Raw genomic sequence first — 16877 nt, 5'->3', positions numbered from 1 at the left:
CTTACGCCATTTTTACATAAAAAAAGAAAGGCAAATGCCTTTCTTTACAATTTACTCTTTATCTAACGGTTTATTTTTCGGAAATCTCTCGTTATCTTCTTCATTATCACGAATTGTTTTTTGTAATACAAAACAAGACATCGTTAAAAATAATGTTCCAATTAAATAGTATCCTTTTACACTAAGCGTTTCATCTAGCGTATAAATACCAATTAGCATACCTGAAAGTGCACAAACAAATGAAGTCCATGCTAAAAACGTGAACGCTTGCGTATTACGTCTTCTCATCGTTCTCCCCCTCGTTAGCAGTACATCCATTATAGATAAGTATATTTACCATGATGGATTTTTATGTAAATTCTAGTTTTATATTTATAAATCTATCATAAAAGAATACTATTTTAAAGAAAGTTTTCTGCCTAATCTGAAAAAACAATTAAAATAATTGACAATTATTTCTATTCTACATAAAATAAAAATAAATATTACGAACCTCGAAATATACGGGAGTGGAATTAATTGTTGCAATATGAACATTTTTTAGACTTACTGCTAGATAACGCCAAGAAACTTTTCTATCCTGAAGAATGGGTAAGCCTAGATTTAACACTTTCTAAAACAGAAGTATTTTGTTTACTTTGGATGGAACGAAATACAGATATTACAATGACGAAAATTGCTGATCTTCTTGATATACCGATGAGTACAACGACAGGTGTTGTAAATCGCCTTGTAAAAAAGGGATATATTGAACGCTATCGTGATGAAAACGACCGACGTATTGTATTAATTCGTTTAACAGAAAACGGCGTATTGCTCGTTCAAGAAGTAAAGCAAAATGTAGCCCATTACTTTAGCTTAGTAACAGAAGCATTATCAGAAGAAGAAAAAGCATTCTTACTACAAATCTTCCAAAAGATTATGAATCACATCGCTACGTCACAGCAAAAAACAGAAGAAAAAGTTTCTACACCTAAAATGAAAAACATTCCGATTGAATAAAAACCCTAATAGGGTTTTTATTCAAAAAATACTTCGACACTCGTAATATTCGATATTCGAAACAAAGGGGATATGAATGATGAGAATTATCTTGTATACAGGTAAAGGCGGCGTAGGAAAAACTAGCATTTCAGCAGCAACAGCAATTCAAAGTGCGAAACAAGGATTAAAAACTTTAGTAATGAGCACAGATCCTGCTCATAGTTTAGGAGATTCATTTGGTATAAAGCTATCTTCTGAGCCATTAGAAGTTCGTAAAAATTTGTGGGCACAAGAAATTAATACGATTTATGAGATGGAAAAAGGCTGGGGAAAATTACAGAAATATATTACACTACTCTTCACTTCCAAAGCAGCCGATGATATTACAACAGAAGAATTAACGATGTTTCCTGGTATGGAAGATTTAATTAGCTTACTTCGCGTGCTCGATTATTATAAACAAAACACATATGACGTTATTATCATTGATTGTGCTCCAACAGGAGAAACATTAGCAATGCTCAGCTTTCCAGACATGCTCGGCTGGTGGATGGAAAAACTCTTTCCTATTAAAAGAAAAGTTTTAAAAGTTGTTCGCCCTGTAGCTCAACCACTTCTTGGTGTCCCCCTTCCAACCGATGATATTATGGACGAATTAACAAATACACTTGAACAACTCGGAGAAATGAGGGATATTTTATCAAACCGAGACGTAACGAGTATCCGCATCGTTGTAAATCCCGAAAAAATGGTCATTAAAGAAGCACAGCGCAGCTTTACGTATTTAAATCTATACGATTATAACGTAGATGCCATTATGATCAATCGTGTCATTCCTAACACTGTCACCGATCCTTATTTTCAAGCATGGAAAGATACCCAAAAGAAATATAAAACATTAATTCAAGATAGTTTTGATCCACTTCCTATTTACGAAGCTCCAATGTTTGAACAAGAAGTTGTTGGTTTACCTATGTTAGAACGTGTAGGAGATACTTTATTTAAAACGGATCATTGTCCTACTGAAGTCAAATTTAACGGTCGCACTCAATATGTAAAAAAAGATGGCGATGAATATATTTTCGTTTTGTCCATTCCCTTCTCTAACAAAAGTGAACTTGCATTAAATCAAAAAGGCGATGAGCTTATCATTCGTGCTGGTTCTGTTAAGCGGAACATCACATTACCCAAAACGTTAACACATCTTTCTATTCAAGGAGCAAAATTCGAAGATGATGTACTAAACATTCGATTTGGAGGTGTCGTACATGCATGAAGAACTACTAAGGAAAGTCATCCGTACAAAAATAAAAGTAGGTATGCATATATTAGAAGAGTTACCTACCCCAATCCAGCAATCAGCTAAGCAAATGCTAAATATTTTACAAGAGGAACTAGCTGCTTATCCAAAAGAACAAGGGCATCATGAAGATAATTTAAAAAGTATTATAATTGAATGAATATCTCTGGGTAGAGGGCCTTTCTAGGCTTTCTATCTCCATATTGGAGTGATGTAAGTTGTCAAAAAAAATTCCAACTATTATGCTTTGGCTTATTCCCTTTTTATTTTTCATTCATAACCTTGAAGAATCTTTCCAAATGCCACAATATCTTGCTAATCAATTTTCAATTACTTTTATAACTAGTCAACAATTTTCCATTGCTATTTCTATATTGACTCTCTTTGTTTTACTTATCGTCTTTCTATATCAACTAAACATCTTGCCTTCTATATACTGGATTATTTTTATACAAGGGGCAATTTTCTTCAACTCTGTTCAACATATTATTTTGTTTTTCATTTACCGTTCCTATAACCCTGGCGTAATATCCGCAGCTTTCATTGCCATCTTTTCTATTTTCTTTTTTTCATCCCAAAAACACTTAATTCATAAAAATAACTTCTTAATTACACTCGCTGTCAGCTTATTTTCTTATCCTATTATAATTTGGATTACCTTACTATTCGCTAGCTACTTTCATTCATAAAAAAGACCAGGAAAACTCCTGGTCCATTACTCTACTTAACAAACATTGGATTCTACGTTATACAGAATTGGAAGGTACAGAATTAGGGTTTGTTTGTTAAGTAGCTTATATGTTGAACGAACTAACAGCGGAGGGGTTCCTTCTGTTAGTCCATTAAACCCCATCATTATTTTACGATTTTTTCAAGCTCATCAAGTGAAAGATCTACTGAAATCGAACCATCATTTGTTTCTTTCTTAATTGCATCTGTTACTTCTTTTGAATGATATAATTCAATTACTTTTTTCAGTGTTGGATCATCTTTATCTTTCGTACGAGCTGCGAAAATATTAATATATGGCTTCGCATTTTCATTCTTTGGATCTTCTAAGAAAATTGGATCCTTCGCTGGATCTAATCCAGCTTGACCAGCAACACCGTTATTAATAACTGAAGCTGCTACATCTTTTAATACACGAGGTGTTTGCTGTGCGATAACCGGTGTAATTTTTAACTTCTTCGGATTTTCAGCAATGCCGCTTGGATCTCCAAATAGACCAAAGTCTTTTTTAAGCTTTAATAACCCAGCTGCATCAAGAAGTTTTAATGCACGTGCTTGGTTCGTTGGATCATTTGGAATCGCAATTTCTGAACCATCTGGAATTTCATTTGCTTTCTTATGTTTTTCAGAGTATAAACCCATTGGTGCAATTTGCGTTGTACCAACAGCTGTAATATCTAGCTTATGCTCCTTTTTAAATTGCTCTAAGAATGCAATATGCTGGAATGAATTTAATTCAATATCTCCATCAGCTAACGCTTTATTTGGCGTTGTGTAATCAGAGAACTCAACCAGTTTAATTTTAATTCCTTCTTTTTCAGCTTTCCTCTTCAAAATTTCCCAAGCGTCTCCATCCGTTCCAGTTACACCGACGCGAACTACTTTTTCTTTCGCTCCTGCCCCTGTGTCTCCACTTGAGCAGCCACTTAATGCTGAAACCCCTACAATCGCTGATAATGCAAATGCTAAAATTTTCTTCATTTCCTTTTCCCCGCTTCCTTTTTATGATCTGCGTAAAAAGACTTTCGCAAAGTAGTTTCCTAAGTTTTGAGCTAACTGTACAAGAATGATAAGTAAAACGACCGTTACGAACATAACTGATGTATCAAAACGTTGATAACCATATGTCATTGCTAAATCACCAAGACCGCCGCCACCGACAAGCCCAGCAACCGCAGAAAATTCAATTAAACCAACTGTCATAAATGTAACACCTAAAATTAATGGCGCTAACGCTTCTGGTACAAGGATTTCAAAAACAATTCTAATTGGTGAAGCACCCATCGCTTGAGCTGCTTCGATTACCCCTTTCGGAACAGAAACAAGATTTGTTTCAACCATTCTAGCAATACCGATCGATGCAACTAACGTCATTGGAAAAATTGCTGCTGCCGTTCCAATCGTTGTTCCAATAACACTTCTTGTTAGCGGACTTAAAGCTACTAAGAAAATAATGAATGGAATCGGACGAATTGTATTAATAATGATATTAAGAATAGAAAAGACCCATTTATTTTCTAAAAAGTTTCCTTTTCTCGTTACATATAAAAGTAAACCTAGAGGTATACCGAGAATTGTAGCGAATATAAGGGTTATAATTACCATTAAGAGGGTATCCCCCGTCGCATCTAATATGCGCGGCCAAAATATACTCCAATCAACTCGCATGAGCTTCTACCTCCTTCAGCTGCACTTGCAGTCTTAGATGTTGTAATGCTTTTTGAATTTCCCTCTGTTCACCTTGCAATTCTACAAGAAGATTTCCAAATAGCACATTTTGAAGTTCAATAATATTTCCGTACAGTACATTTACATCAACGTTATAGTTTTTTGCGATATATGACAGTACCGGCTGTCCTGTTTCCTCACCAGTAAATGTTAGGCGATAAATCTGACCACCATTTTGAATTTTCGCTAGAACACTTTCCGGTAAATGATCATTAATAACAGAACGTACAAAGTTTTGAGTCGTCTTTGTTTTCGGTTGTGTGAAAACATCAAACAGTTTTCCTTCTTCAATAACTTTTCCATTCTCCATTACAGCTACACGGTGACAAATTTCTTTCACAACATGCATTTCATGTGTAATAAGAAGAATTGTTAAATTATATTCTCGATTTACTTTCTTTAATAAGTTTAGAATTTCTGTCGTTGTTTCTGGATCTAAAGCTGATGTTGCCTCATCACATATAAGAATATCTGGTGATGTTGCAAGTGCTCTAGCAATACCAACACGCTGCTTTTGTCCGCCTGATAGCTGCTCTGGATAATTGTTTGCTTTATCTTCTAACCCTACAAACTTCAGCAATTCATTTACTCTTTCTTTTATTTCATTCTTTGGTACTTTTGCTAACTTTAATGGATAAGCAATATTCCCAAACACTGTTCTTGAATTAAATAAATTAAAGTTTTGAAAAATCATCCCGATTCTTTGTCTTAGCTTCCGTAATTCTTTCGTCGATAATGATGTAATATCTTTATCATCTATTGAAATCGTTCCTGCCGTTGGTCTCTCTAACATGTTTACTAGGCGTAATAATGTACTCTTTCCAGCGCCACTAAAACCGATAATGCCAAAAATTTCGCCTTTCTCAACTGATAACGTTACATCCTCCACCGCATGAACAGATTGCCCACCTGATTCATATACTTTACTTACATTATTAAAAGAAATCATTTTTCCCCCTCCTATATGCTGTAAAAACTTGAAGCAGAGCTCTCGAGGTAAAATAAAAAGTGCTCTCCTTCTTATCAACCATAAAGATAAGAAGGAGAGCACTTATATGTACTCGTTCACATCTTCTCATCTTCCAAGCCTTTCATAGACTTGCTGGAGTTAGCACGGTATTAAAAAAACCCGTTGCTGAGGTATCGTAGGGCCAGTCCCTCCACCTCTCTGGATAAGAATGTATCGATTTAATTGTCGTTTAATTAATTCTCATTATAGAACTCAGAATAATAAGAGTCAATACATTTTTTAGAAAAATATTAATTATTTCTTTATTAAAATTTTCAGATGAAAAATTCAAGAAAAAATAGTAATATTTAAAGTTATGTAAAATTCTCCTCTTGCATATTTTTTAAAAGGATAATCTTCTCTACTAATTGAATACCATTATTTGAATATGAAATCGGAGGAAGATAAATATATGAAAACAGCTCTTTTACTCATTGATATTCAAAATGATTATTTTCCACACGGCAAAATGGAATTACGTAATCCAGTCGAAGCAAGCGCATATGCCCGTCGGCTACTACAGCTCTTTAGAAAGAAAAACGAACCTATTTTTCATATCCAACATGTAGCAATAAAAGAGGACGCTACTTTTTTCCTACCCAATACAGAAGGTGTACATATTCATGAAAGCGTGCGCCCACTTAAAGAAGAAACCGTTATACTCAAACATTATCCAAATAGTTTTCGCGAAACCGATCTTCTAGAGCAATTACAACGTTTAAATATTGAGCACCTCGTCATATGCGGGATGATGACTCATATGTGTATTGATGCTACCGTAAGGGCTGCCTTTGATTTCGGCTTGCAATGTACTGTTATACATGATGCTTGTGCGACAAAAGATCTTTCTTTTAAGAATGCTACGATACCCGCTGTTTATATTCATAATACAATTTTAGCTAGTTTAAATGGCGTATATGCAAATGTAATGAGTACAGAGGAGTTTTTAGCTACAAAAAAACACTCTCTTCAGTGAGCAAAACCGAAAAGAGTGTTTCTTGTCAAACCATAGATTTTCTTTCAAATTGTATTATACAGGAAATCCTTAAAATGAATACAAAAAAATGTGACTAATAAGTCAACTTTTCTCGTTGTTTTATTTCTATTTACATGTTTATCCCGGTATTAATAGGGTTTAGCTAGTTCCACTTACCAAGTAGTAATATATGGTAAGTGTTTTTTGATTCAAATTAACTAGTTTCTCCTATTATTTATCTGTTTGTTTTTGTTTCTTTTTCAAATACTCCGCACGCAATTTTTCAATTTGCTGCTTTTTATCAAATTTGACAGGCGTCTGTTTTTCATGAAACTTTGCGACAGCTACCTGGCCTTTGTAATCCAATTGATATTTTCCCACTTTGTTCACCTACTTTTCTTATCTTTAAAGAGAATCTATTCAGCAAATATAAATATACCTCATTTTGCTGAAGTAAACCTTATTACTTTATTAGTTTTTCTACTGATTACTATGTTAATCCACATATAAAAATTTTTTCAAAAAAAAGAGATCTTCGCAGACTGCGAAGATCTCTTCTACTATTTCTTATAAAGTTTCAGAAGTAGTTTTTGCTTGCATGTGAAGTGCTAAGTAGTCAGGGCCACCAGCTTTAGAGTCTGTACCAGACATGTTAAAGCCACCGAATGGTTGGTATCCTACGATTGCACCAGTACATCCACGGTTGAAGTATAAGTTACCTACGTGGAAGTCTTCACGTGCTTTTTCAATATGGTCACGGTTGTTAGAGATAACTGCTCCTGTTAAACCGTATTCTGTATTGTTTGCAATTGCAAGTGCATGGTCAAAGTCTTTTGCTTTACAGAATGCTACTACTGGTCCGAAGATTTCTTCTTTCATTAAGCGAGCATCTTCTGCAACGTCAGCAACGATTGTTGGTTGGATGAACCAGCCTTTAGAATCGTCTCCTTCGCCACCTGCTAAAATTCTACCTTCTTCTTTACCAATTGCAACATAGCTCATTACTTTATCAAATGCAGCTTGGTCATTAACAGGACCCATGTTTGTACCTAATACAGCTGGGTTAGCAACTGTTAATTCTTTTGTTAATTCAACAGCACGATTTAATACGTGATCGTATACATCTTCGTGGATTACTGCACGAGAACATGCAGAACATTTTTGTCCTGAGAATCCGAATGCTGATGCAACGATAGATTTAGCTGCTAATTCAAGATCTGCTTCTTTATCAACAACGATTGTATCTTTACCGCCCATTTCAGCGATAACGCGTTTTAACCAAATTTGGCCTGGGTTTACTTTCGCTGCGCGCTCATAAATACGGATACCTACATCACGAGATCCAGTGAAGCTAATGAAACGTGTACGAGGGTGATCTACTAAGTAGTCACCAACTTCAGAACCATTACCTGGTACGAAGTTTACTACACCAGCTGGTAAGCCAGCTTCTTCTAATACTTCCATAAATTTCGCTGCTACTACAGGAGTTGTACTAGCTGGTTTTAGTAATACTGTGTTACCAGAAACTAAAGCAGCTGTTGTCATACCTGCCATAATTGCGAATGGGAAATTCCAAGGAGAAATGATAACACCTACTCCTAATGGAATGTAAGAGAAACGATTATATTCAATTGGACGGCTTTCTACTGGAATTCCGTCTTTTAATTTCAACATTTGACGACCATAATATTCCATAAAGTCGATTGCTTCTGCTGTGTCAGCATCTGCCTCATTCCATGGTTTACCTGCTTCTTTTACAAGAATAGCAGAGAATTCATGTTTTCTACGACGAACGATCGCTGCAGCACGGAATAAAATGTCTGCACGCATTTCTGGCTTTGATTTTCTCCAAGTTTGGAATGTTTCATCCGCTACTTGCATTGCTTTTTCAGCTAACTCACGGCTTGCTTTTGAAACACGACCAACAAGTTCCTCTTTATTTGCAGGGTTTACAGAAACAATTTTGTCTTCTGTAGTGATTTTTTCTCCCCCAATAATTAATGGATAGTCTTGCCCAAGATAAGATTCTACTTTCTTTAAACCTTCTTCAAACGCTAATTTGTTAGCCTCCACTGAAAAATCTGTAAATGGCTCATGTTTGTATGCTACTACCATTATTTTTAGCCTCCCCTTAGAAAAACGTTTACATTTTACAACATTATTCTACACGATAATTTAGATTTATTCAAATATTCCTAGACTTATATTTTAAAAATTAATTAATTTTTAAAATATAATAAAAAAACAGAGTTATACAAATGTATAACTCTACAAAATATGAGTATATTCCAAAATGTTTTTGCTAATCAATAAAATGGTTACTAACAAAAATAAAGTCCTTACATATCCAACACCTTTTTGAACTGCAAACTTCGATCCAAAATAAGCGCCAAAAATCATCGATAACCCCATAATAATACCGTATTCAAAATGAATTACGTCTAAAAATAAAAAAGTGATTAACGATACGATATTACTAACAAAGTTCAAAAGTTTTCCAGATGCTGCCGCTTGAATAAAATCCAAACCAATTAATAAAAATGCAAAAATTAAAAAGGATCCCGTCCCTGGTCCAAAAAACCCATCGTAAAACCCTATCATTAAAATAACAAAGAAAAATATTAATGTTTTTCTTTTCGTCATCTTCTTATAGGTAGACACACTTCCCCAATCCTTTTTCGCAATAATATAAATAGCAATAAATACCAACATTACAAGCACTAACGGACGTAAAATATCCGGCGGGATAAACTTTACTACTAAAGCACCTGCTACTGCTCCTATAACAGTTAACGGGATTAACTTTCCTACAATTTTAAAATCGACCTTTCCCGATCGAATAAAGTAAATCGCACTCGTAAACGTCCCCATCGTTGCAGCTAATTTATTGGTTGCAATTGCCGAAGCTGGCGGTAAACCAACAAACATAAGTGCCGGAAGCGAAATTAACCCTCCACCGCCAACAACTGAATCAATAAAAGCTGCTAAAAAACCGAATGCAATTAATAAAATAATGACTTGAAAACTTAATTCATCCATGCCCTTTACCCCTTACCCCATTATTTATAACATTTTAAATTATAACAAAATTACCCAAGAAAAAAAGCCGTTCCATAAAGGAACGGCCCTTCTACTTAATCTAAAATTTTCACATACGGTTCATCTTGCTTCGCTTCACGTATAATAATCGCTTCTGGACGCTCTACAGATTTAATCGTTACTTGTACTTTCATATAATTCGGGAAGTATTCCATAACAAGCCCGGCTACATATTGTGTAAAGCCAATTATTTCTGCTTTCCCATTAAACTGGACAGGAATATCAAGCTTTATTTCTCTTAATTCATCGTCTCTATACATACCAGTACCGATAACAGCTGTATAGTCACCTTGGAAATAATCGCTTAATTTTGCCTTGAAGTTTGATACTCTAGCCAAGTCTTCACGTTTATTATCTGTTTTCGCTTGTTCAGATGGGAACAAATAATATTTCTCATTAATTTGTTTCCAATCCTCAACCGTTTCACTACCTTTTTCGACATTCGCATAAGAAACAAAGTTACCTGGTACGAGCGAAGACTTTGGAGCCTGACGATAAATCGCAAATGTTATCGGAAGGTTTTTTGTCTCAGGATCTTGTTGATGCATAACTTTCAAGATTTCTGGCACCATTTTTTTCCCTTCAGCTAACATCTTTTCATTCGAAATTGCAGCCTCACGCGGATACCCATGCTCTTCCTCATAATAATGAACCGAATTCATCGCTAATCCAACTACAATGCCACTACGCTCATCTTTTTTGTCTTTGTTCACATAATAATCATGTTCTAAAATATTGGAAATATATATTGGATTTTTTTTATTTTTCGCCTCTAATGATTCGGATCCTGCACCTAATGCGGGATTTAACCCTATGTTCGGGAATTTAACCGCATCTTTTTTTAATGTATCTTCTAGTTCCTTTTGTTCTGCATCTGTACGTTTTCTTTTAACAAGCATCTGTATATACTGAGTAGTTAGGGACTTTCCGCCTTTTAAAACATTATCTTTCGTACTAAATGATTCTTTCGCAATACGCATTAATCCTGTTTCAAATTCATCTATATCAAGGCGATTACTTACTCCTTGCACAACTAAGCCACGTGCGTTTCCTCCCTCAAATGGAATAGTCGTCTTATAATATTCATCCGAAATAGAGTAATTCGGGACGATTGCTTGCTCTTTTGCTTTCCCCGATTTCTCAACCACTTTTTCATCTTTGTCGGCACCTGCACTACACCCACTTACAAGTAGGCCAAGGCTTAATACCGCTAATGCTATTTTTTTCATGGTAAGTTTGCACCTCTTACTTATTTAGCTCTTGTAAGAACCTCTCTTCATTCCAAACCTCGACATTATGTTTCTCCGCTTGTGCTAATTTCGAACCTGCCGCTTCACCTGCAACAACTAAATCCGTACTTTTACTAACACTTCCTGTTACTTTTCCACCTAATGCCTCAATCTTCTTCTTCGCTTCACTACGTCCCATAACTTCTAATTTCCCTGTTAAAACGACAGTTTTTCCTGCGAAGTACGACTCAACGTTTTGTAAATCAGCAATTTTCATGCCTTTATATGTCATGTTCACGCCGTATTCTTTAAATTGTTGTAATAACTCTAATACGTCTTCATTATCAAAATACGCCACGACGGATTGAGCCATTTTTTCACCAATCTCATTAATTGCTTTTAGTTCTTCTTCTGTCGCTTTCACAAGTGCATCCATCGTTTCAAAATGCTCAGCAAATGTACGTGCTGCTTTCGCTCCGACATGGCGAATACCAAGACCGAATAATAATCGCTCTAATGAGTTTTCTTTAGAATTCTCAATTGCTTGTACTAAATTCGTTGCTGATTTTTCTCCGAATCGTTCTAGCTGTAATAATTGCTCTTTCGTCAACGAATATAAATCAGCAAATGTACGAATATAATCTGCCTCAAAGAGTTGTGTAATGACACGTTCTCCAAGTCCATCAATATTCATTGCATTTCTTGAAACGAAATGGATTAACCCTTCTCGAATTTGAGCAGGACAAGTTGGATTTATACAACGAAGTGCTACCTCTTCTTCTAAACGAACTAGTTCACTCTCACATGCTGGACAATGCGTTGGCATATGATATTCTTCTTCCTCACCAGTACGCTTATCGAAAAGAACATTCACAACTTCAGGAATAATATCTCCAGCCTTCTTCACAACAACGTAGTCACCAATTCGAATATCTTTTTCACGAATTAAATCTTCGTTATGTAAAGAAGCACGACGAACGATCGTACCAGCCACTCGCACTGGCTCTAGCTCTGCAGTCGGTGTTACAACCCCTGTACGACCAACACTTAATTCAATGCCTGTTAATCTTGTTACAACTTCTTCAGCTGGGAATTTATAAGCAATTGCCCATCTTGGACTCTTTGCTGTAGTGCCTAGACTTTCTTGAAGAGCGACATCATCTACTTTTATAACGATCCCATCAATCTCATAATCAAGATGCGGACGTTTTTCTTGCCATTCTTCTACATAAGCTATAACTTCTTCAATTGTTTCACATGTGCGTCGATTTGGATTTGTTTTGAATCCAAGTTCACCTAAGAAATCAAGCGATTCACTATGTGATAGGATTGTTTTTTCTTCTACATTCGCAAGACCGTATACAAACATAGATAAGTTACGCTTCGCTGCAATTTTCGGATCAAGTTGGCGGATTGAACCTGCTGCCGCATTACGCGGATTCGCAAATACATCTTCACCATTTTGCTCTTTTTCTTCATTTAACTTAACGAATGAACGCTTCGGCATATAAGCTTCGCCTCGTGCCTCTAACGTTACTTCTTCATTTAAACGAAGCGGGATTGCTTTAATCGTTTTTAAATTTTGGGTAATATCTTCACCTGTTACACCATCACCACGTGTTGCCCCTTGAATGAAGCGTCCTTTTTCATAATGAAGTGAAACAGCAAGTCCGTCAATTTTTAATTCGCATATATATCTTACATTCGCATCATCAATTCCTTGACGTACTCGTCGGTCAAAATCACGTAAATCCCCTTCGTTAAATGCATTTCCTAAACTTAACATCGGTGACTTATGTGTTACTTTTTCAAATATATCAAGAACCGTTCCCCCAACGCGAACGGAGGGAGAATCTTCACTCATAAACTCTGGATTCTCTGCTTCTAATTTTATAAGCTCCTGCATATTACGGTCATACTCCGCATCAGAAACAGAAGGATTGTCTAATACGTGATATTGATAGTTAAATGTATTTAACAAATCACGTAATTCTTCTATACGTTTTTTTGCTATCTCTTTTGACATATCCTCATTCCTTTCCTATTGTTTCGTCACAGGTGCAAATTTTGCTAACAAACGTTTAACACCAATTGGGCTTGGGAACGCAATATCTAATTCTTTTGCATCTCCTTCACCTTTTACACTTACAACTGTACCGACTCCCCATTTTTGGTGGGAAGCTTTATCGCCTACTGCCCAGCCAATTTGTTCGCCGCCTGTCGTCTTAGCTGCAGGACGCGCGAAAGCTGAGCGAGAACGTGTTGTAGTTGTCGTTTTACTGCTACTTGCCGTTCTTCCTTTTGCACCAAATGAAGTTTCACGCTTCGGCGCTGTTTCATTTAATGATTCCACTAGTTCTGTCGGGATTTCTGTAATAAATCGAGATGCGGCATTCATACTTGTTCTACCAAATAAAGTACGCATTTGTGCATTAGATAAATACAACTCTTCTTCTGCACGAGTAATACCTACATAAGCAAGACGACGCTCTTCTTGCATTTCATCTTCTTCCATTAGAGAACGAGTATGCGGGAATATTCCTTCCTCTAGACCAACAATAAAGACAACTGGGAATTCTAATCCTTTCGCTGAGTGCATCGTCATTAAAATAACTTCCTCACCAGCAGTTGGGTCTTCATCTACACGATCAATATCTGCAACAAGTGCTAAGTCTGTTAAGAATGCAACAAGACTCTTATCTTCACTTTGAGATTCAAATGTTTGCGTAACAGATAAAAACTCATCTAAGTTCTCTAGACGACCTTCTGCTTCTAACGTACGCTCATTTTTCAACATATCGCGATAGCCTGTTTTCTCAATAACTTCTTCTACCAATTCTGTAACAGATAAATACTCTTGCATATTTACCCAGTTGTGTAATAAACCTGCGAATTCCTTTACTGCCTTTGTAACCTTTGCACTTACTCCAACATGCTCAATCTCATCGAATACAGCAGTTAAAGAAATTCCATTTTGTACACCATAATTAATAATTTTGTCGATAGAAGTCGTACCAATTCCGCGTTTTGGTACGTTAATAATACGCGCAAAACTAATCTCATCATCTTGATTCCCAATTAAACGTAAATACGCCAAAATGTCTTTAATCTCTTTACGGTCGTAGAACTTCGTACCGCCGACAATTTTGTAAGGAATATTAGATTTCAGGAAAATCTCCTCGACCATACGAGACTGCGCATTTGTACGATATAACACTGCAAAATCAGTATATTTTCGTTTTCCCATTTGAATATCGTCGCGAATTTTTTTCGCAACAAAGTATGCTTCGTCCTTTTCGGTTGCAGCACGATAATACGAAATTTTGTTTCCAACTTCATTATCTGTCCATAATTTCTTCGGTTTACGATTCGTATTTCTTTCAATAACCGCATTCGCTGCATTTAAAATATTTTGTGACGAACGATAATTTTGTTCTAACAGGATAACTTGCGCATTCTCATAGTCTTTTTCGAATGACAAAATGTTGGAAATGTCCGCACCACGCCAGCGATAAATTGATTGATCTGAGTCACCTACAACACATAAATTTTTAAAACGTGCTGCTAAATGTTTAACAAGAAGGTACTGCGCTTTGTTCGTATCTTGATACTCATCCACGTGAATATACTGGAATTTGCGCTGATAAAACTCTAGTACTTCTGGAACACGTTCAAATAGTTGAATCGTCGTCATAATTAAATCATCAAAGTCTAGTGAGTTATTTTTCAAAAGACGTTTTTGATATTCTGTATATACATCGCTCGTTAATTTTTCATATGGATCAGCAATTGTAATTTTCTTTGCATATTTATCCGCAGATAACAATTCATTTTTCGCATTACTAATACCAGCTAAAATAGAGCGCGGTTCAAATTTCTTCGGATCAATATTGCGCTCTTTCATAATTTTTTTGACTACAGTTAACTGATCACCTGAATCTAAAATTGTAAAATTACGATTAATACCAATGCGATCGATATCACGTCGTAAAATACGTACACACATAGAGTGGAACGTAGAAATCCAAATATCTTCAGCTTCTGGTCCGACAAGTGTATCAATACGCTCGCGCATTTCACGAGCGGCTTTATTTGTAAAGGTAATAGCTAGTACATTCCATGGCGCTACTCCTTTTTCACCGAGTAAATACGCAATACGATGTGTTAACACACGCGTTTTACCACTACCTGCGCCTGCCATTAATAGAAGTGGTCCGTTCGTTGTTTGTACTGCTTTTTGTTGCTGCGGATTTAAACCATTTAATAATCTATCTGTCATACTCATATACGCCTGCACCTACTCTCCTTTTACTGCTTTAACCGTTTTTAATGCTGCTTTTATATCATCATAAATAATATTTCCGACAACTACTGTATCAGCATGCTGCGCCATTTCCTTCGCCTGTTCAGCATTAGAAATACCGCCGCCATAATATAACTTAGCTTGTTTCAATTGTGCTTTCACATTTTTAACAAGTTCAACATCTCCATACGTACCGCTATATTCTAAATAAAATATCGGTAAACGTAATAGCTTGTCTGCTAAACGCGCGTATGCAATTACATCATCTTCTGTTACATCACACTTTGCATCTGTAAGCTGGGCTACTTTCGCTTCAGGATTTAAAACACAATATCCTTCCATAAAAATTTCGTCCCAATCCATAATATCCCCAAATTCTTTCAAAGCCTCATGATGAACGCCTGTTACCCATTCCACCTTTCGGCTATTTAAAACGCTTGGGATATAATAAAAATCGAATCCTGGTGTAATTGCTTCCACATTAGAAACCTCTAACACACAAGGAACTGCATATCTACGAATGCTAACTAGCATGTGTAGTACATTATCAATTGTCACCCCATCACTTCCGCCTACAATAACAGCATCTGTTCCAGACTCACAAATCATTTCTAAATGTTCGTCACTTAATTCCTTATTCGGATCAAGCTTAAATACATGTTTCCATCCGGAAATATCGTACATGAAAACACCCTTTCTTTTCTCAAGTTGTATATATTTCTGTTTAAAATAACAGTTTATTTTCATTAGGATTTTTTTAGTTCACCTTAAATATTTGTTTAAAGCGGAGAATTAAGTTTGGAATCCCCTCTTCCACATTTTTCAAACGAGAGGATTTAATTTTGAACTTCCTTTTATGCATTCTTTCATTATAACAAAAAAAGCGACTTACACACACGCACAATCCAACATCTTTTTCCACGTCAAATGTTGGATTACATATCCCCAAAATCAAACGGGATACTAATAAGAGAAATAGTATTATCTATTTCAACATTCATAAAAAGGAGTGTTTTTCTAATGAAGCAAAATATCGGTACAATAAATGCCCTAATTCGAATTACACTCGGACTTGTCCTCTTCGGTTGTAGTGCAACGAAACTCGTACGCAAACCTTGGTGCACTTGGTCTAACATTTTGCTATGGATTGGTGCAATGAAAGTTGCAGAGGGAATTGTTCGTTTCTGTCCTATTGTTGAAATGTGGAAATTCGGAAAATACATGAACATGGGGGCATTTAAAATGCCTAGCATGGATTTTGCTAAAAAGGGACATACTAAAGAAGAAGCGAATCAAACTTCCAATCACGACAAACCACAGTCAAATGGAAGTTATGACGCTTCTGACAAAGAGATTGAGTCAGCGATTGAAGATATAATCCTGGCAAAACCGCTTTGAATCATTTGTCACGATGCAAGATGCTCTCAAAGGGACTTAGCTGCTGCAGTGGGCGGTTAAGTCTTCTTTATTTTACCACGAAATAGAACATACATTCTTATTTTAAGTATTTAAATATACAC

General features: G+C 35.9%; 17 protein-coding genes and 1 riboswitch. Of the genes, 6 read left to right on the top strand and 11 right to left on the bottom strand.

All coding sequences use genetic code 11. The features are described 5' to 3' along the window. Positions 1-51: 51 nt before the first annotated feature. Complete coding sequence (locus tag PDQ33_RS02825) at positions 52-288, bottom strand: YiaA/YiaB family inner membrane protein (protein WP_001254393.1); 237 nt, start codon at positions 286-288, stop codon at positions 52-54. 231 nt (positions 289-519) lie between these two features. On the opposite strand from PDQ33_RS02825, the gene PDQ33_RS02820 reads away from it, so the two are divergent. The 4 genes from PDQ33_RS02820 (at position 520) to PDQ33_RS02805 (ending at position 2973) form a co-directional block, all read left to right on the top strand. Next, a complete protein-coding gene (locus PDQ33_RS02820; RefSeq protein WP_219912847.1) occupies positions 520-1002 on the top strand; it encodes a MarR family winged helix-turn-helix transcriptional regulator in 483 nt (160 codons plus the stop codon). Positions 1003-1078: 76 nt separating this feature from the next. Then, entirely contained in the window at positions 1079-2260 is a 1182-nt protein-coding gene (locus PDQ33_RS02815) for an ArsA family ATPase (protein ID WP_002092701.1), read from the top strand. Next, positions 2253-2444 (top strand): DUF3926 domain-containing protein, encoded by a 192-nt coding sequence (locus tag PDQ33_RS02810; RefSeq protein ID WP_000544092.1) that lies wholly within the window; start codon positions 2253-2255, stop codon positions 2442-2444. Before PDQ33_RS02815 ends, PDQ33_RS02810 begins: the two co-directional genes overlap by 8 nt. 58 nt (positions 2445-2502) lie before the next feature. Next, on the top strand, positions 2503-2973 hold the full coding sequence (locus PDQ33_RS02805) for an HXXEE domain-containing protein (RefSeq protein WP_048553292.1): 471 nt from the start codon (positions 2503-2505) through the stop codon (positions 2971-2973). A 166-nt stretch (positions 2974-3139) separates the two neighbouring features. Here PDQ33_RS02805 and PDQ33_RS02800 read toward each other — a convergent pair whose 3' ends face one another. The 3 genes from PDQ33_RS02800 to PDQ33_RS02790 are packed head-to-tail and all read right to left on the bottom strand — an operon-like array spanning position 3140 to position 5690. Then, positions 3140-3994, bottom strand: coding sequence for a MetQ/NlpA family ABC transporter substrate-binding protein (locus PDQ33_RS02800; RefSeq protein ID WP_000721603.1), 855 nt, complete (start codon positions 3992-3994; stop codon positions 3140-3142). Positions 3995-4015: 21 nt separating this feature from the next. Further along, positions 4016-4681, bottom strand: a complete 666-nt coding sequence (locus PDQ33_RS02795; protein WP_048553294.1) for a methionine ABC transporter permease — start codon at positions 4679-4681, stop codon at positions 4016-4018. Next, complete coding sequence (locus PDQ33_RS02790) at positions 4671-5690, bottom strand: methionine ABC transporter ATP-binding protein (RefSeq protein ID WP_144533214.1); 1020 nt, start codon at positions 5688-5690, stop codon at positions 4671-4673. Before PDQ33_RS02790 ends, PDQ33_RS02795 begins: the two co-directional genes overlap by 11 nt. A gap of 123 nt (positions 5691-5813) precedes the next feature. Further along, a riboswitch (SAM riboswitch) is annotated at positions 5814-5920 on the bottom strand. Positions 5921-6162: 242 nt separating this feature from the next. Between PDQ33_RS02790 and PDQ33_RS02785 the strand changes: the two genes are divergently transcribed. Beyond that, complete coding sequence (locus tag PDQ33_RS02785; RefSeq protein ID WP_000844889.1) at positions 6163-6726, top strand: cysteine hydrolase family protein; 564 nt, start codon at positions 6163-6165, stop codon at positions 6724-6726. 231 nt (positions 6727-6957) lie between these two features. On the opposite strand, the gene PDQ33_RS02780 is transcribed toward PDQ33_RS02785, so the two are convergent. The 7 genes from PDQ33_RS02780 to PDQ33_RS02750 form a co-directional block, all read right to left on the bottom strand. Continuing rightward, entirely contained in the window at positions 6958-7107 is a 150-nt protein-coding gene (locus PDQ33_RS02780; RefSeq protein ID WP_000521648.1) for a hypothetical protein, read from the bottom strand. A gap of 186 nt (positions 7108-7293) precedes the next feature. Continuing rightward, positions 7294-8841 carry an L-glutamate gamma-semialdehyde dehydrogenase gene (gene pruA, locus PDQ33_RS02775; RefSeq protein WP_000259550.1) on the bottom strand — a complete coding sequence of 516 codons (1548 nt, stop codon included), beginning with the start codon at positions 8839-8841 and terminating at the stop codon, positions 7294-7296. Positions 8842-8994: 153 nt separating this feature from the next. Then, the gene (locus PDQ33_RS02770; protein WP_000343965.1) at positions 8995-9765 is read right to left on the bottom strand and encodes a TSUP family transporter; all 771 of its coding nucleotides are present in this window, start codon (positions 9763-9765) and stop codon (positions 8995-8997) included. Between the two features lie 95 nt (positions 9766-9860). Then, positions 9861-11054 carry a CamS family sex pheromone protein gene (locus PDQ33_RS02765; protein WP_000717041.1) on the bottom strand — a complete coding sequence of 398 codons (1194 nt, stop codon included), beginning with the start codon at positions 11052-11054 and terminating at the stop codon, positions 9861-9863. A gap of 16 nt (positions 11055-11070) precedes the next feature. Beyond that, on the bottom strand, positions 11071-13080 hold the full coding sequence (gene ligA, locus PDQ33_RS02760; RefSeq protein WP_000031441.1) for an NAD-dependent DNA ligase LigA: 2010 nt from the start codon (positions 13078-13080) through the stop codon (positions 11071-11073). Between the two features lie 15 nt (positions 13081-13095). Next, the gene (pcrA, locus tag PDQ33_RS02755; protein ID WP_270754640.1) at positions 13096-15339 is read right to left on the bottom strand and encodes a DNA helicase PcrA; all 2244 of its coding nucleotides are present in this window, start codon (positions 15337-15339) and stop codon (positions 13096-13098) included. Between the two features lie 12 nt (positions 15340-15351). Then, positions 15352-16041, bottom strand: a complete 690-nt coding sequence (locus tag PDQ33_RS02750) for a heptaprenylglyceryl phosphate synthase (protein WP_000272108.1) — start codon at positions 16039-16041, stop codon at positions 15352-15354. Between the two features lie 336 nt (positions 16042-16377). On the opposite strand from PDQ33_RS02750, the gene PDQ33_RS02745 reads away from it, so the two are divergent. Beyond that, entirely contained in the window at positions 16378-16755 is a 378-nt protein-coding gene (locus tag PDQ33_RS02745) for a YgaP family membrane protein (protein ID WP_000812349.1), read from the top strand. Positions 16756-16877 lie beyond the last annotated feature (122 nt).

It is taken from the genome of Bacillus cereus group sp. Bc031 (assembly GCF_027716265.1).
GTDB lineage: Bacteria > Bacillota > Bacilli > Bacillales > Bacillaceae_G > Bacillus_A > Bacillus_A paranthracis.
This window is presented reverse-complemented; position numbering and strand designations above follow the sequence as displayed.

Bases quoted from the DNA above. Each gene is read 5' to 3' on its own strand.
- PDQ33_RS02825 (WP_001254393.1), bottom strand. From the start codon at position 288: ATGAGAAGACGTAATACGCAAGCGTTCACGTTTTTAGCATGGACTTCA.
- PDQ33_RS02815 (WP_002092701.1), top strand. From the start codon at position 1,079: ATGATGAGAATTATCTTGTATACAGGTAAAGGCGGCGTAGGAAAAACT.
- PDQ33_RS02810 (WP_000544092.1), top strand. From the start codon at position 2,253: ATGCATGAAGAACTACTAAGGAAAGTCATCCGTACAAAAATAAAAGTA.
- PDQ33_RS02800 (WP_000721603.1), bottom strand. From the start codon at position 3,994: ATGAAGAAAATTTTAGCATTTGCATTATCAGCGATTGTAGGGGTTTCA.
- PDQ33_RS02795 (WP_048553294.1), bottom strand. From the start codon at position 4,681: ATGCGAGTTGATTGGAGTATATTTTGGCCGCGCATATTAGATGCGACG.
- PDQ33_RS02790 (WP_144533214.1), bottom strand. From the start codon at position 5,690: ATGATTTCTTTTAATAATGTAAGTAAAGTATATGAATCAGGTGGGCAA.
- PDQ33_RS02785 (WP_000844889.1), top strand. From the start codon at position 6,163: ATGAAAACAGCTCTTTTACTCATTGATATTCAAAATGATTATTTTCCA.
- pruA (WP_000259550.1), bottom strand. From the start codon at position 8,841: ATGGTAGTAGCATACAAACATGAGCCATTTACAGATTTTTCAGTGGAG.
- PDQ33_RS02770 (WP_000343965.1), bottom strand. From the start codon at position 9,765: ATGGATGAATTAAGTTTTCAAGTCATTATTTTATTAATTGCATTCGGT.
- PDQ33_RS02765 (WP_000717041.1), bottom strand. From the start codon at position 11,054: ATGAAAAAAATAGCATTAGCGGTATTAAGCCTTGGCCTACTTGTAAGT.
- ligA (WP_000031441.1), bottom strand. From the start codon at position 13,080: ATGTCAAAAGAGATAGCAAAAAAACGTATAGAAGAATTACGTGATTTG.
- pcrA (WP_270754640.1), bottom strand. From the start codon at position 15,339: ATGAGTATGACAGATAGATTATTAAATGGTTTAAATCCGCAGCAACAA.
- PDQ33_RS02750 (WP_000272108.1), bottom strand. From the start codon at position 16,041: ATGTACGATATTTCCGGATGGAAACATGTATTTAAGCTTGATCCGAAT.
- PDQ33_RS02745 (WP_000812349.1), top strand. From the start codon at position 16,378: ATGAAGCAAAATATCGGTACAATAAATGCCCTAATTCGAATTACACTC.